The organism is Variovorax sp. Varisp46, from assembly GCF_059491885.1.
Genome location: NZ_CP168515.1, coordinates 2060126 through 2073861, shown reverse-complemented (window position 1 = coordinate 2073861; position 13736 = coordinate 2060126). Strand labels below are relative to the sequence as shown.

General features: G+C 66.3%; 14 protein-coding genes. 4 read left to right on the top strand and 10 right to left on the bottom strand.

All coding sequences use genetic code 11. The features are described 5' to 3' along the window. Nucleotides 1-3: 3 nt before the first annotated feature. The 3 genes from ACEN9N_RS09755 to ACEN9N_RS09745 all read right to left on the bottom strand — a co-directional run bounded on the left by ACEN9N_RS09755 (nt 4) and on the right by ACEN9N_RS09745 (nt 5315). The gene (locus ACEN9N_RS09755; RefSeq protein WP_495655963.1) at nt 4-2118 is read right to left on the bottom strand and encodes a PAS domain S-box protein; all 2115 of its coding nucleotides are present in this window, start codon (nt 2116-2118) and stop codon (nt 4-6) included. Then, nucleotides 2111-2839, bottom strand: coding sequence for a winged helix-turn-helix domain-containing protein (locus ACEN9N_RS09750; protein ID WP_495655962.1), 729 nt, complete (start codon nt 2837-2839; stop codon nt 2111-2113). The genes ACEN9N_RS09755 and ACEN9N_RS09750 overlap by 8 nt, the downstream gene beginning before the upstream one ends. A gap of 103 nt (nt 2840-2942) precedes the next feature. Further along, nucleotides 2943-5315 (bottom strand): phosphoketolase family protein, encoded by a 2373-nt coding sequence (locus tag ACEN9N_RS09745; protein ID WP_495655961.1) that lies wholly within the window; start codon nt 5313-5315, stop codon nt 2943-2945. Between the two features lie 191 nt (nt 5316-5506). On the opposite strand from ACEN9N_RS09745, the gene ACEN9N_RS09740 reads away from it, so the two are divergent. Together ACEN9N_RS09740 and ACEN9N_RS09735 are read left to right on the top strand one after the other, a co-directional pair. Beyond that, on the top strand, nt 5507-5893 hold the full coding sequence (locus ACEN9N_RS09740) for a hypothetical protein (RefSeq protein WP_495655960.1): 387 nt from the start codon (nt 5507-5509) through the stop codon (nt 5891-5893). Then, a complete protein-coding gene (locus ACEN9N_RS09735) occupies nt 5893-6735 on the top strand; it encodes a universal stress protein (RefSeq protein ID WP_495655959.1) in 843 nt (280 codons plus the stop codon). The genes ACEN9N_RS09740 and ACEN9N_RS09735 overlap by 1 nt, the downstream gene beginning before the upstream one ends. Nucleotides 6736-6742: 7 nt before the next feature. Here ACEN9N_RS09735 and ACEN9N_RS09730 read toward each other — a convergent pair whose 3' ends face one another. The 3 genes from ACEN9N_RS09730 to ACEN9N_RS09720 form a co-directional block, all read right to left on the bottom strand. Next, the gene (locus ACEN9N_RS09730) at nt 6743-6835 is read right to left on the bottom strand and encodes a helix-turn-helix domain-containing protein (RefSeq protein WP_237726022.1); all 93 of its coding nucleotides are present in this window, start codon (nt 6833-6835) and stop codon (nt 6743-6745) included. Between the two features lie 67 nt (nt 6836-6902). Then, nucleotides 6903-7514 carry a hypothetical protein gene (locus ACEN9N_RS09725; protein WP_495655958.1) on the bottom strand — a complete coding sequence of 204 codons (612 nt, stop codon included), beginning with the start codon at nt 7512-7514 and terminating at the stop codon, nt 6903-6905. Nucleotides 7515-7562: 48 nt separating this feature from the next. After that, nucleotides 7563-8132: a universal stress protein gene (locus ACEN9N_RS09720; RefSeq protein ID WP_495655957.1), complete on the bottom strand. Its 570-nt coding sequence runs from the start codon at nt 8130-8132 to the stop codon at nt 7563-7565. Between the two features lie 110 nt (nt 8133-8242). On the opposite strand from ACEN9N_RS09720, the gene ACEN9N_RS09715 reads away from it, so the two are divergent. Both ACEN9N_RS09715 and ACEN9N_RS09710 read left to right on the top strand, forming a co-directional pair. Further along, nucleotides 8243-8710, top strand: coding sequence for a universal stress protein (locus tag ACEN9N_RS09715; protein WP_495655956.1), 468 nt, complete (start codon nt 8243-8245; stop codon nt 8708-8710). Nucleotides 8711-8748: 38 nt separating this feature from the next. Further along, nucleotides 8749-10281: a thymidine phosphorylase family protein gene (locus ACEN9N_RS09710; protein ID WP_007827765.1), complete on the top strand. Its 1533-nt coding sequence runs from the start codon at nt 8749-8751 to the stop codon at nt 10279-10281. 34 nt (nt 10282-10315) lie between these two features. Here ACEN9N_RS09710 and ACEN9N_RS09705 read toward each other — a convergent pair whose 3' ends face one another. From ACEN9N_RS09705 to ACEN9N_RS09690, 4 genes are all read right to left on the bottom strand, one after another. Beyond that, nucleotides 10316-10867, bottom strand: a complete 552-nt coding sequence (locus ACEN9N_RS09705; RefSeq protein WP_495655955.1) for a cytochrome b — start codon at nt 10865-10867, stop codon at nt 10316-10318. A 597-nt stretch (nt 10868-11464) separates the two neighbouring features. Next, nucleotides 11465-11893 (bottom strand): universal stress protein, encoded by a 429-nt coding sequence (locus ACEN9N_RS09700; RefSeq protein WP_007827760.1) that lies wholly within the window; start codon nt 11891-11893, stop codon nt 11465-11467. 246 nt (nt 11894-12139) lie between these two features. Continuing rightward, entirely contained in the window at nt 12140-13066 is a 927-nt protein-coding gene (locus tag ACEN9N_RS09695; RefSeq protein WP_495655954.1) for a histone deacetylase family protein, read from the bottom strand. A gap of 70 nt (nt 13067-13136) precedes the next feature. After that, nucleotides 13137-13562, bottom strand: a complete 426-nt coding sequence (locus ACEN9N_RS09690; RefSeq protein ID WP_495655953.1) for an Hsp20/alpha crystallin family protein — start codon at nt 13560-13562, stop codon at nt 13137-13139. Nucleotides 13563-13736: the final 174 nt, after the last annotated feature.

The following is a 13736-nucleotide window of genomic DNA, read 5'->3' as shown; positions in this document are numbered from 1 at the left end:
CGTTCAAGCGCCGCCGGCAAGCACCTTCGCCATGGCTTGCGCCAGTTCAGAGCGCGAGTAGGGCTTGCGCAGCAATTCCCAGCTTTGCGGCACTTCCCGGTCGGCATCCAGCAGTTCCGACGAAAAGCCCGACATCAGCAGCACGGCCATTTGCGGAAAGCGCTGCTGAATCTCCGAGGCCAGGCGCGTGCCGCGCATGCCGGCGCCCAGCGCGATGTCGCTCAGCAGCAGGTCGAAGGGCCCGGCGCCCGCGTCCAGCGCCGACAACGCCTGCTCGGCCGTGGCGGCGGTGAAGACCTTGCAGCCCAGCGTGGTCAGGAAGGTGTTCGCGACCTTGCGCACTTCCACATCGTCCTCGACCAGCATCACGCGCAGGCCGGATGGAATGGCCTCGCCGGCAGGTTCTTCCACCGCGGCGGGCGGGCGGACTTCCTCCTGTTGCGGCAGATAGAGCGTGACCGTGGTGCCGTGGCCGATCTTGCTGTCGATCGCGACCGCGCCCCGGGACTGGTGGACGAAGCCGTACACCGTGCTCAGGCCCAGGCCCGTGCCGCGGCCGACCTCCTTGGTGGTGAAGAAGGGCTCGAAGGCGTGCTCCTTCACCTCCTCGGACATGCCCGTGCCGCTGTCGGCGATGGAGATCGCGACGAAACGCGCCGATGCATCGCCGCGAGGGTCGTTGCGCTGGCTGCGCAGCGCCATCGGCAAGGCGCCGCACAGCTCGGTGCAAAAGCGCAGCGTGCCTCCTTCAGGCATGGCGTCGCGTGCATTGATCGCGATGTTGAGCAGCGCCGATTCCAGCTGGCCCGGGTCCGCCATCACGGGCGGGCAGCCGGGGGCGGTGTCGATCTCGATGCGGATGCGCTGGTCCAGCGTGCGGCGCAGCATGTCGGCCAGCGAGTGCAGCAGCGCGTGAGAATCGATGGCGACCGGCTGCAGCACCTGCCGCCGGGAAAACGCCAGCAGCTTGCCGGTGAGTTCGGCCCCGCGTCGCGAAGCCCGGTTGGCAGCGCCCAGCAACTGTTGCACGTAGCCGTTTTGCGCGAGGGCAGGCAACTCTTCCAGAACCTGGAGGTTGCCCTGGATCACGGTCAGCAGGTTGTTGAAGTCGTGCGCGATGCCGCCCGTGAGCTGGCCGACGCTTTCGAGCCGCTGGGCATGATTGAGCGCCTCCTCTGTCTGCACGCGCTGCAGGCTGGTGGCAAGCAGGCTGGACAGCGATTCGAGAAAACGGACTTCCTCGTCGCCGAAGCGCTTGGATTCCTTCGAGCGCACCGACAACATGCCGATCACGCGCCCCAGGTCGGTCAGCGGCACCGCGAGCGCACTGACCAGGCCAGAGTCGAGGTAGGCCTTGGGCACGGAAAACCGGTCTTCCTTGCGGTAGTCCGGCACCACGACCGGCCGGCCCTGGGAGAACACGAAGCCCGGCGGGGTGTCGGGGCGGTTGGCGATGCGCGCCCCTATCTCCTCGCCGGCGAGCAGGCCGACGCCGCTGGCCACCCGGAACTCGAGGCGGTTGCCGTCGAGCAGCCATACCATTGCGACCTCGACCTGCAAGGCCGTGGTGATGATTTCCGGCACGTGCTGGAGCACCACCTGCAGGTCGCGCGTGTCGACCGCCAGGCGCCCCAGCTGGGCCAGGTGTTCGCTGTAGCGCGCGCGCTGCAGCGCCTGCTTCACGCGCGGGTAGGCGCCGATGTCGCGGATGGCGGCCACGACGAAGGGCAGCCCGTGGCTCTGCAGCGGGCTGAGCGCAATCTCGACCATGACCTCGCTGCCGTCCTTGCGCTTGGCCACCAGCTCCATGTGCGTGCCCATCGGACGGGGGCGGGGCGCGCGGCCATAGGCCTCGCGGTACGAGGCATGGCGTGGGCGGATGCTGTCGGGCACCAGCACGTCGACATTCAGGCCCACCAGCTCGCCCACCGCATAGCCCAGCAGCGCGGCTGCCGAAGGGTTGGCGAGCATGATGCTGCCGGACTGGTCCACCAGCAGCAGCGAATCGGGGTAGGCGATGAAGAGCAGGCGGAACACGCTGCCTTCGTCGATGCCCGACGGCAAGCCCTGGATGGGCGCGTCGGGCAGGAAGGGCGGGTTGTCCGCGGCGTCAGCCATGGGAAACCGACGGCACCAGGATGTAGCCCGCGCCTCGCACCGACTTGATGAGCTGCGGATCGTCCGCATCCGCCTCGATCTTCTTGCGCAGCCGGCCGACCTGCACGTCGATCGTGCGATCGAAGGGGGCGGCTTCGCGACCGCGTGTCTGCCCGAGCAGGAAGTCGCGCGACAGCACGCGGCCGGGATGGCGGGCAAAGGCCTGCAGCAGGTCGAACTCGCCGCCGGTCAGGGGCACTTGCTCGCCTTGCGGATTCCTGAGGCTGCGCGCGGCGGTGTCGAGCTGCCAGCCGGCGAAGAGCAGCTTGTCGGGAGAAACCGCTGCGGTTGGCGCGGCTGCGGGCGCCTCGGGCGTCAGCCGCCGCAGCACCGCCTTCACGCGCGCCACCAGCTCGCGCAGGTCGAAAGGCTTGGTGACGTAGTCGTCGGCGCCCACCTCGAGGCCCACCACCTTGTCCACCGCATCGCCCCGGCCCGTGACGATGACGAGGCCGCAGCGCCAGCTTTCGCGCACGCGGCGCGCGATGGAGAAGCCGTCTTCGCCGGGCAGGCCGAGATCGAGCAGCACGAGGTCGGCAGGATCGGTGTCCATCAGCGTCGTGAGAGCGCGGCCGTCATGGACCTGGGTGACACGGAAACCGTGGCCCTGCAGGTAGTTGGCCAGCAGCAGGGTGATGTCAACCTCGTCGTCGAGCACCGCGATGTGGGAGGCAGGTTTCATGCGTGGGCAAGGAAATAAGGCGCGAATGTTGTAAACATCCTGGATCGTCATGAGCGTAGCACGCACGCCTGGCCGGCGGCACCCCTTGCAGCCCTGCCGCCGGCTATCGCGTCCAGCGCCAGTTCTCGATCTCCGGCATGTCCCGGCCGTGGCGGGTGATGTAGGCCCGGTGCTCCAGGAGCCTGTCGCGCAGATGCTGCTGCACATGCCCCGTGCTGTCGCACAGGCGCGGCACGTGTGCGATGGCATCGGCGGCCAGATGAAAGCGGTCCAGCCGGTTGAGCACCGTCGTGTCGAATGGCGTGGTGGTGGTCCCTTCCTCGAGATAGCCGTGGACGTGGAAGCCGGGGTGGTTTTGCCGCTTGTAGATCAGCCGATGAATCAGCGCCGGGTAGCCGTGGAACGCGAAGATCACCGGTCTGTCGGTGGAGAAGATGGCGTCGAAGTCGGCATCGGAAAGGCCGTGGGGATGCGCGGCAGGCGACTGCAGCGCCATCAGGTCGACCACGTTCACGACCCGCACCTTCAGCTCCGGTACCTTTTCGCGCAGCAGGTCGACCGCTGCCATCGTCTCCAGCGTGGGCACGTCACCGGCGCAGGCCATGACCACGTCGGGTGTGCCGCCTTCGTCGTTGCTCGCCCATTCCCAGATGCCCAGGCCCGTGGTGCAGTGGCGCACCGCGGCATCGATGTCCAGCCACTGCGGCGCGGGCTGCTTGCCCGCCACGATGACGTTCACGTAGTCGCGGCTGCGCAGGCAATGGTCGGTCACCGAGAGCAGGGTGTTGGCGTCCGGCGGCAGGTACACGCGCACGACCTCGGCCTTCTTGTTGACCACGTGATCGAGAAAGCCCGGATCCTGGTGGCTGAAGCCGTTGTGGTCCTGCCGCCAGACGTGGCTCGTGAGCAGGTAGTTCAGCGACGCTATCGGCCGCCGCCAGCCGATGCCGCGCGCGACCTTCAGCCACTTGGCATGCTGGTTGAACATCGAGTCGATGATGTGGATGAAGGCCTCGTAGCACGAGAAGAAGCCGTGCCGCCCGGTCAGCAGGTAGCCTTCGAGCCAGCCTTGGCAAAGGTGTTCGCTCAGCACTTCCATCACGCGGCCATCGGGCGAAAGGTGGTCGTCGCCAGGCCATATCCGGGCGGTCGTTGTACGTTCGGTCACCTCGAACAGGGCGCCGAGCCGGTTCGACGCGGTTTCGTCAGGCCCCATCACCCTGAAGTTGCGATCTTGTGCATTGGCGCGCATGACTTCGCGCAGAAAGTTGCCCGCGACGCGTGTGGCCTCTGCATCGACCGCGCCCGGCGCAGCCACCGGCACGGCGTGTGCGCGGAAGGGCGGCATCGTCAGATCCTTCAGCAGCAGTCCGCCGTTGGCGTGCGGATTGGCACTCATGCGGCGAAGGCCCACGGGTGCGAGGGCCGCGATTTCGGGGCGCAGGGCGCCGCGCGCATCGAACAGCTCCTCGGGCCGGTAGCTGCGCAGCCACTGTTCGAGCAGTTCGACGTGGCCGGGCTTGGCTGCAAAGTCGGTGAGCGGAACCTGGTGCGCGCGGAAGGTGCCTTCGACTTGCAGGCCGTCAACCTGACGCGGTCCGGTCCAGCCCTTGGGAGATCGCAGCACGATCATGGGCCAGCGCGGCCTCGTGTGAAAACCGTCCTTGCGGGCGCTGGCCTGGATGGCGCGAATGCTGTCCAGCGCTGTATCGAGCACGGCCGCCATCTGCCTGTGCATCCCGGCCGGCTCGTCGCCCACGACGAAGTACGGCTCGTGCCCGTAGCCACGCAGCAACTGCGTCAGTTCTTCCTCGCCGATGCGCGCCAGCACAGTGGGGCCGGCGATCTTGTAGCCGTTCAGATGCAGGATCGGCAGTACCGCTCCGTCCCGTTGCGGGTTCAGGAACTTGTTGGAGTGCCAGCTCGCCGCCAGCGCACCGGTCTCGGCCTCGCCGTCGCCGATCACGCAGCAGGCCAGCAGCGAAGGGTTGTCGAACACCGCGCCGTAGGCGTGCAGCAGCGAATAGCCCAGCTCGCCGCCCTCATGGATGGAGCCCGGCGTCTCGGGCGCGACGTGGCTCGGAATGCCGCCCGGGAACGAGAACTGAGTGAACAGGCGCTGCAGGCCCTCGGCGTCCTGCCCGATGGCGGGATACACCTCGCTGTAGGTCCCTTCGAGGTAAGTGTTGGCGACCACGCCCGGCCCGCCGTGGCCCGGGCCCGCGATGAAGATGGCATCGAGGTCCCGCGCATTGATGGCGCGGTTCATGTGCGCGTAGATGAAGTTCAGGCCCGGCGTCGTTCCCCAATGCCCCAGCAGGCGCGGCTTGATGTGCGAGAGCGAGAGCTTCTCGCGCAGCAGGGGGTTGTCCATCAGGTAGATCTGGCCCGCCGAGAGGTAGTTGGCGGCGCGCCACCAGGCATCGAGCAGCGTGAAGTCGTCGTCCGGAATTGCCGGTGCAGGGGAGAAGGCCATGTCGAGCTGCTTTCTGGGTGGACGGACGTTCCAGTATGGGCATGCGAGCGTGTGCAGGGTTGATGTCGCTCAAACCGGTAACAACCGATACAGGAGGCGTGGCTTTGTGTTGCCTTGATCCCGCGCAAGCCGGGCAGGGCGGTGCGGCGTCAGCATTCGTGTGAACGCCCCGTCGGGCAAGAGGACACACCATGAACTCCGGCTTCACTTTTCCGCTGGCGCTGTGCAAGGCGCAGTACGGCATCTGGCTGCACTCGCTCGAGATGTTCGAGACGATCGGATCGCGCATCCTGCAGGACGGCATCGCACTGACCCGCGCCGAGACGGATGCCGTCATGCGGGCCGAGGACTGGCCGGCTCTGGCCATGGCGCCGATGCAGGCGTTCCGGCATCCGGACGAGGGTCGCCTTTCGCATGAAACCGCGCCGGCTGCTCCAGTCGCCGCTGCACCAACCCGGCGGGCCGTGGTGAACGATGCCTTGCGGACCTTGCACGAGAGACTGGTCACAGCCTCGCCCGAGCTTGCGCACCGGAAGCATGCCGGCCGCAAGGCGGCCGCAGCGCGAGGAAGAGCGTGATGCTTTCGACCATCTCTGTTCACCTCGACCACACCGAGCGGTGCGAGGTCCGTACCCTGCTGGCGGCCCGGCTTGCCAGGCTGCATCGCAGCCACCTCATAGGCATCGTGCCGACCAGCGTGCCGGCTGAGTGCGCTTCGGCACGCCCGATTCCCTGCACGAAAGATGGGGCCGATGTCCTCGTCGAGGCATCCCTGTACCTTCGCAGGCGGGCCGAAACCGTCGCGCACGTGTTTCGCAGCCGGCTCGCGGGTGCAACCCCGCTGCCCTGCGACACGCGGCTGGTGGACGGCGAACCTGCGCAGGCCATCGTCCGTCTCGGTCGTGCCAGCGACCTGATTGTCGCGGGGCAGGCGGACGAAGCTGCAGTTGTGGGCGATGCGGAGCGCCGGCTGCCCGGGGAGGTCATGCTGGACGCGGGCCGGCCCGTGCTCATCGTTCCGCGTGCGGGGCGCGTTGCGCATGTTCTTGACAGGGTTCTCGTGGCCTGGGACGGGAGCAGGGAAGCGTCGATCTCGCTGCGCGGCGCGATGCCGCTACTGTGCAAGGCGGCGCACGTCACATTGCTCTCCCTTGTGCGCGACGGACCAGATACAGCCCATGCGCCGGCCTCCTGGGCGATGAGCGGCTGGTTGTTGCGTCATGGCGTCCAGGCCACGATCGAGCGCTCGACGACATCCCTGCGCATCTCCGAAGCCCTGTTGCATCGCGCCGAGGCACTGGAAGCCGATCTGCTCGTGATGGGCGGCTATGGCCACGCCCGCCTGCGCGAGCGCGTGCTGGGCGGTGTGACGCGCGACGTGCTGGCGCGCGCCACCCTCCCGGTCCTGATGGCGCACTGACGGACCGCTAGAGCAGCCCCAGGCTGGCGGCTGAGTTCACTGCGTGCGCGCGCGTGTGCACCCGCAGCTTGCGGCAGATGTTCTTTATGTGCGCGCACACCGTCCGCGCGCTGATCGACAGCTGGTCGGCGATCTCCTGGCTTTCCTTTCAGAAGATCGGGTGGGCGTTACTTCTTGTCGGCACCCACCGAGCGGGCCGCATGCTTGATGGCCTCGAGCGTACGTGCGGAGGCGTCTGCGGCGGCCTTGGCGGCCGAGCGTGCGGCTTCCTGCGCCTTGTCGAGCGCCTCGCGCGTGGCCTGCGCCGCCTTCTCGGCTTCTTCCTTGCCGGCCTGAGCAGAGCGGCCGACCGACTCTTCGGCCCTGGCCAACGCTTCCCTGGACGCAGCCGCGGCCTTGGCGCTTTCTTCCTGCGCTGCGCGCGCCGCTTCCTTGCTCTCGTCGAGCGCCTTGCTGGCCGAGGCGGCGGTCTTTTCTTCCACCCGCGTCGCGGCTTGCGCGGCTTTGCGCGCGGCCTGGCGGATACCTTCGGCCAGGGCCTTGGATACCTTGCCGGTGGTGACCTTGCTCTTTTCCGCGGCGGCCCTGGCGACATCGGCCGCTTTGCGGGCCGCCTTCTCCGCGTCTCGCGCGGCACGGATGGCGGCATCGCGTGTTTTCTGGACCGTACCTTCCGGCGAGCTCAGTTGCGCGGGCGCTGTGTAGTCCGTGGCGAAGGCGCAGGCACCGAATGCGAGGGCGGTCGACGCCACGAGGGCGCGAAGTGCGATGGATGTCATGTTTATCCAGTCTGTCGAAGATGAAGGGGTTGGGGGACTGCGAACGGATCAACGGGCGGTTGCAGCACGTACCAGCAGCACCGGCACTGGGCTGCTTCGTGCGACGCGGTCGGCGTCGCTGCCAAGAGCCAACCGACTGAGACCGCGGCGGCCATGGGTGCCCATCACGATCAGGTCGCAGGCGGCCTTGCCGGCTTCCTCGATCACGATGTCGGCGACGCGGCCCTGCGTGATTTCGCGCAGCACGGTTTGCGCTTCCACGCCGGCCTCGGTGGCCTGGGCCAGGGCCCCGGTCAGGACCGATTCGCCGTATTCCCTCATCCTCTGCAGGCCGGCCTCGAAGCTGGAGATCGCCGACATCTCCATCAGCATCGGAAAGTCATCGATCACGTGGAGCAGCCGCAGCTTGCTCTTGAGTTCACGGGCCAAGCGGACGGCCTCCTGCAGGCCGCGGTCGGCCGTTGGGCTGCCGTCCAGCGGGACCAGTATGTGCTTGTAAACGGACATGGCTTTCTCCTCGGGACCGTTTGAAACGGGCACCTGCCGCCGGCCCCGGGCGCGACGGGCAGACGAATTCTTCTGCCGCGCGAGCGCGCCGGTCTTGCGCCACATCAACATCGTTCGAACTCGCCGGCGGCTTGATGCGCGTCAAGGCGCCGCGGCGCGACGCGAAGAGACTGTCGTTTCAGCTCACCCGATCCGCACTGCCGCACAACTGGACATCTGCCATGAATTCAAGAATTCTTGTTTCCCTGGGCAGCAGCGCCGCCTCGTTGAGAGGACTGGACGAGGCCATCGGCCTGGCCGCGCGCGACGGCTCGGCACTGCGGCTCGTGCACGTCGTCAATGCATCGAGGTACCACGGTGGCGATGGCGGCGGCACGGACCTGATTGCGTGGATGCAGGAGGCCGGCGAGCAGGTCCTGCAGCAGGGCAGGGAGTGCGCGCAGGCTGCAGGCATTGCGGCCGGGACGCTGCCCTTCACCACGCGGATGGCCCATGTCGCCGACATCGACGCCGAACAGGCCGGGGCCTGGGGCGCCGGGCTGATCGTCGCAGGCGCGCAAGGGAATTGCCGGGATTTCGGACGCGCGCTGCAGAGTCGCACGTCGATCCCGGCGCCGTTGGTGCGTGCAGGGCCCAACGGCGAGGCCGGCACTGCGACGGTGGAGACCCGTGTTGCAGTCGCCGCCTGAGTCGCCGCGGGCTCTTGTCGCTTCGAGGAACGATCCCCATGTCAGTCAACCGTCTGCTAGCCCGCCGCGCGGGCATTGACACCTACCAGCAGCCCGTGGTCTACATGCGCAGCGACTGCGATGTCTGCCGAGCCGAGGGCTTTCAGTCCCAGGCGCAAGTCGAGCTAATTTCCTCCAGTGGCCACCACCTGCTTGCGATCCTGCACCAGGTGAGCAGCAGTTGGCTTCGGAACGACGAAATCGCGCTTTCAGAATCCGCCTGGAACCTGATGGGCGCGGCCGAAGGCGACGAACTGGTGGTGCGGCACCCGCCCGTCCTCGATTCGCTGACTCATCTTCGCACCAAGCTTCACGGAGGACGGCTGGACTATGTGGCGCTGCGCGCATTGATGAACGACGTGAGCCGCGGGCGTGTTCCCGACATCCACCTGGCTTCGTTCGTGACGCTTTGCGCCGGCGATGGCCTCGACTTCGACGAGACCGTGGCGCTCACGCGCGCGATGGTCGATGTGGGGGAACGCCTCGACTGGGGAACGTCGCCTGTGGTGGACAAGCATTGCATCGGCGGACTGCCTGGCAATCGGACGACGCTGATCGTGGTGCCCATCGTCGCTGCATGCGGCGTGGTGATGCCCAAGACCTCGTCGCGCGCCATCACCTCGGCAGCCGGAACAGCCGACGTGATGGAGACGCTGGCACCGGTCGACCTGGACATGGCGGCAATGCGCCGTGTCGTCGAGCAAGAAGGAGGCTGCATCGCCTGGGGCAACGCCATGCGCATCAGCCCCGCCGACGACATGTTGATTCGCGTGGAGAGGCCGTTGAGCATCGACAGCGAGGGTCTCATGGTGGCGTCCATCCTGTCCAAGAAGGCCGCCATGGGTTCGCAGCGTGTGTTGATCGACATCCCGGTGGGTGCGTTGACCAAGGTACGCAACCCGGCTGCGGCGGACCGGCTTTCGCGCAGCCTGGTAGCGGTGGGCGCGGCGCTGGGCTTGCAGGTGCAGACAGTATTGACCGATGGGAACCAGCCCGTCGGCCGGGGTGTAGGTCCGGCCCTCGAGGCGATGGACGTGATGGCTGTACTCGAACGCACGGCTGGCGCTCCGCAAGACCTGCGGGAACGCGCACTCGTACTGGCCGGGCTGAGCCTCGAGATGGCGGACAAGGCTGCGCCTGGCATGGGAAGGTCGCTGGCGCGCGAGGTGCTGGACGATGGCCGCGCCCTGGCAAAATTTATCGCAATCTGCGAGGCGCAGGGCGGCTTGCGCGTGCCACCCAAGGCGGCCCACATGCACCGCGTGTGTGCACCCGTGGACGGCGTGGTGTCGGCCATCGACACCCGCCTCGTGGCGCGCACGGCCAAGCTGGCAGGTGCGCCGCGCGATCCGGCCGCGGGCGCCTCGGTGCACGTGCGGGTTCAGGACCGCGTCAAGCGTGGTGATCCTCTCTTCACGCTGCATGCCGAGAGCCTCGGCGAGCTTCAATACGCCTTGAGCTTCGTGCGTTCTCAGCTGCCGATCGTTCGCATCGAGGCTGGCGTCGAAGCGGCGGGTTTGGCGCCCCCCTGAAGCTCCGAGACCGAGCGCCGTGGCCAAGCTGCCTTCAGCGGCGCTGGATCGGCAGCATACGGTCGAGCGTGTTGTCGCGGAGAAAGTAGTGGTGATAGAGAGCGGCGGCAGCATGTGCACCGATCAGGAAATAGCCTATTGTTCCGCCCGCTTCATGGATTTCCTTGCACCAATCGGCGATTGACTTGCTTTCACCAATGATCGAAGGCAAGTGCATACCGAAAAACGGGATCTGCTTGCCCTCGCCGCTCAAAGTCAGCCATCCAAGCAGCGGCATACCGATCATCAGGCCATAGAGCGCATAGTGCATCACCTTCGAAAGGCGGCTTTGCCATCTCGGCGGTGCAGGCTGGATCGGGGGCGTGCGGTCGCCAAGCCTGAGCAGGACGCGGATGGCGACCAACACCAGCACGCCGATGCCCAGCATGAAATGCCAAGTCTTCAATCCTTCGCGAATGTAGCTCCCCTTGGGAAAATTGCCTCGCAGTTCGATGCACGCGTAGACTGCGGCGATCAACAGCAACATCAGCCAGTGCATGCCGATGGATGCTGAGCTGTAGCGGTCCTGCGTGCTGCGCCAGTTCATAGGGAGACCCCTTTCAAGTCAGTCGGTTGATCGATCTGTCTATGTCTTGTGCGGCACAGAAGCACCGCTCGGAGCTTTGTTGAAATTGAAACCTTGGACAAGGTCCGAGCGACCTGCCTGCTGCTGCACGTAATCGACATGAATCATCATCACCTGCACGAATTCTTTTTTTAGAAATATTTTCCTCGATAGCGACAACAATTCGCGCCGCATCGTCACTGCGTCCAGCGGCGTCGCCGTTGTTCAAGGGGCTGTTGATCGCGACGATCGCGATCTTGTGTGCGGTCGATTGGAGATTCACTCCTGTGGGAGCCGAGGTCGACGCCTTGGCGGTCGTTTCCCGCAGCATTGGAATCGGCCGCAGGGTCCGCGCTCCAGGCGGACGGCGAAGCGACGACGGCGAGAATGGCAAACGAGCCGGCGACTGCGCGAATGCATTTCATGGAAATTTCTCTAGATGTTCCAAAATGGGTGCTTGTATGGGTCGACGCCTTCGGGAATCTTGATTCCATCGACTACTTCGGCTCAAGTCACCGTGCGCGCTTAAGTGAACCTTGATTTGGCGCAACAGGCGAAGCTTCGGCCCGCCGGTCGGCATCACTTCACGATCACAACGGGCTGCTTGGCGTTCGAGAGCACGCGCTGCGCCACGGAGCCGAGCAGCAGATCTGCCACCGCGCTACGGCCCTTCGAGCCCAGCACGATCATGTCGAATTTGCCTGCATTTGCGCAGTCGATGATTTCTTGAGCCACGTGGCCGGTGCGGATCTCCATGTCGTAGCCAATGCCATCGTCCTTCAGTAGCTTTCGGGCGGACTTGAGCTCCTTCTCGCTGAGTTCTCTCAGATAATCCGCGACTTCCGCTTTGCCAACGAGGGCCCTGGCATGGCGCAGGCCGGTGTCGTCATGCACGCTGATCAGGGTGATCTTTTTCGATGCGGTACGCAGGAGGTGCGCAAGCCTGGCGGCGTATTTGACAGCGCGCAGCGAGTTCTTGGATCCATCAATCGCGACAAGTATCTTCATGACTTGGGTTCTCTGGAATTCTGGATTCGCAAAGTCTATGGCGTTCGCGACCGCTCGCGCGACGGTGGCCAGAGCGGCGCTTGATGCAGATCAAGCCAATGATCGAAACGGTCCGGGGTACGCCCACTGCAGCCGCAACTGGTGGATCGAGCGTGACTGGAGGAAGCGCAAACCCGCGCTTACACCGCCTTCGTGTGCTGGACACCGTGCCCACCGGACATTCCCTGCCACGGCCCGGCACCGTGGTCAGTCAGCGCCTATCAGGACCTTGACATGCGCCGCGGCGCTGCGGGCGAGGGCGCTGAGCTCATAGCCGCCCTCGAGGCAAGAGACGACACGGCCGCGGCAATGCCGCTGCGCCACGTCCATGATCTGCCGCGTGACCCAGGCGTAGTCGCGCTCCACCAGGCCGAGGTTGCCCATGTCGTCCTCCCGGTGCCCGTCGAAGCCCGCGGAGATGTAGACGAGCTGCGGCGCGAAGGCTTCGAGCGCGGGCAGCCAGCGCCCGGTGACCGCCGCGCGGAACGCATCGCCGCCCGAGCGCGCGGGCAAGCCCACGTTCACCATGCCCGGGCCGTTGTCATCCTCGCCCGAGAAGGGGTAGATCCCTTTCTCGAAGATGGAGCACATGAGCACGCGATCGTCGCCGCGGAAGATGTCGGCGCTGCCGTTGCCGTGGTGCACGTCGAAGTCGATCAGGGCCACGCGCTGCTGGCTGTGAACCTGCAGCGCATGCCGGATGCCCACTGCCACATTGTTGAAGAAGCAAAACCCCATGGCCGCATCGCGCGTGGCATGGTGGCCTGGCGGGCGCACGTTGCAGAAGGCCGTGGGTGCCTTGCCCGCCAGCACCAGGTCGGTTGCCAGCACCGCGGCACCGGCGGCGCGCAGCGCGGCCTGCACGGTGTGCGGGTTCATGAGGGTGTCGGGGTCGACGAAGCGCAGGCCTTCGGCAGGGGCTTCGGCAATGAGTGCACGCACGTACGACATCGTGTGCGCGCGCGCCAGCTGGGTGCGCGTGGCAAGGGGCGCGTCGTACGGCGCCATGTAGTCGAGCAGGCCAGCGATCAGCAGCCGGTCATGGATGGCGGAAAGCCGCTCTGGGCATTCCGGATGGCCCGCGCCCATGTCGTGGCGCGAGCAGTCGGGATGGGTGATGTAGGCGCTGAGCATGCGGGTTCCCCGGAAGACCTGGGCGGTCCGCGCGGGAAGCCCGCTGCCGGCAGCGCCGGTCGGGGCGTGGCTACTGGATCTTCAGAACATTGTGGGTGCTGTTCGCGCGCTTGGGCAGCGTCAGGCGCAGCACACCGTCCTCGAGCTTCGCCACGGCGTTCTTGTCATCGACTTCGCTGGCCAGCGAGAAGCCGCGCGACACGCTGCCGTGGTAGGTTTCCCGGACGATGGAGCGGCCCTGCTTCTTCTCCTCGTCCTTCTTGATCTCGGCGGAGATCGAGACGTAGCTGCCGTCGACCGACACGCGCACGTCTTCTTTCTTGGCGCCGGGGATCTCGGCGGTGACGAGGTATTCCTTGTCGTTCTCGGTGACGTCGACGCGGATGTCGGCGGGCAACTCGGCTTCGTCGATCAGCTGCATGGGGCGTGCCCAGCGGCGCAGTATGTCGGGAAAGAGGTTTTCGATCCGGTCCAGGCGGGACAGTGCGGTGTTCATGCGCGATGCTCCATGGGGGAGTTGAGGAAGCTTCAATTTAGGCGCTCGCATCAGAGGGTTCGTTGCGCTGGATCAAGTTGGCTTTCTGTTGCGGCAGGAAGCTGGTTTACGACTGGAACAGCCTCGAGGAACAGGTGCGGCGCTGGCAGCAGGCCTCCTCGCTCGGCTGGCGCG

Excerpts from the sequence above, each read along its gene's own strand:
- ACEN9N_RS09755 (WP_495655963.1), bottom strand. The coding sequence starts at position 2,118 with ATGGCTGACGCCGCGGACAACCCGCCCTTCCTGCCCGACGCGCCCATC.
- ACEN9N_RS09750 (WP_495655962.1), bottom strand. The coding sequence starts at position 2,839 with ATGAAACCTGCCTCCCACATCGCGGTGCTCGACGACGAGGTTGACATC.
- ACEN9N_RS09745 (WP_495655961.1), bottom strand. The coding sequence starts at position 5,315 with ATGGCCTTCTCCCCTGCACCGGCAATTCCGGACGACGACTTCACGCTG.
- ACEN9N_RS09740 (WP_495655960.1), top strand. The coding sequence starts at position 5,507 with ATGAACTCCGGCTTCACTTTTCCGCTGGCGCTGTGCAAGGCGCAGTAC.
- ACEN9N_RS09735 (WP_495655959.1), top strand. The coding sequence starts at position 5,893 with ATGCTTTCGACCATCTCTGTTCACCTCGACCACACCGAGCGGTGCGAG.
- ACEN9N_RS09725 (WP_495655958.1), bottom strand. The coding sequence starts at position 7,514 with ATGACATCCATCGCACTTCGCGCCCTCGTGGCGTCGACCGCCCTCGCA.
- ACEN9N_RS09720 (WP_495655957.1), bottom strand. The coding sequence starts at position 8,132 with ATGTTGATGTGGCGCAAGACCGGCGCGCTCGCGCGGCAGAAGAATTCG.
- ACEN9N_RS09715 (WP_495655956.1), top strand. The coding sequence starts at position 8,243 with ATGAATTCAAGAATTCTTGTTTCCCTGGGCAGCAGCGCCGCCTCGTTG.
- ACEN9N_RS09710 (WP_007827765.1), top strand. The coding sequence starts at position 8,749 with ATGTCAGTCAACCGTCTGCTAGCCCGCCGCGCGGGCATTGACACCTAC.
- ACEN9N_RS09705 (WP_495655955.1), bottom strand. The coding sequence starts at position 10,867 with ATGAACTGGCGCAGCACGCAGGACCGCTACAGCTCAGCATCCATCGGC.
- ACEN9N_RS09700 (WP_007827760.1), bottom strand. The coding sequence starts at position 11,893 with ATGAAGATACTTGTCGCGATTGATGGATCCAAGAACTCGCTGCGCGCT.
- ACEN9N_RS09695 (WP_495655954.1), bottom strand. The coding sequence starts at position 13,066 with ATGCTCAGCGCCTACATCACCCATCCCGACTGCTCGCGCCACGACATG.
- ACEN9N_RS09690 (WP_495655953.1), bottom strand. The coding sequence starts at position 13,562 with ATGAACACCGCACTGTCCCGCCTGGACCGGATCGAAAACCTCTTTCCC.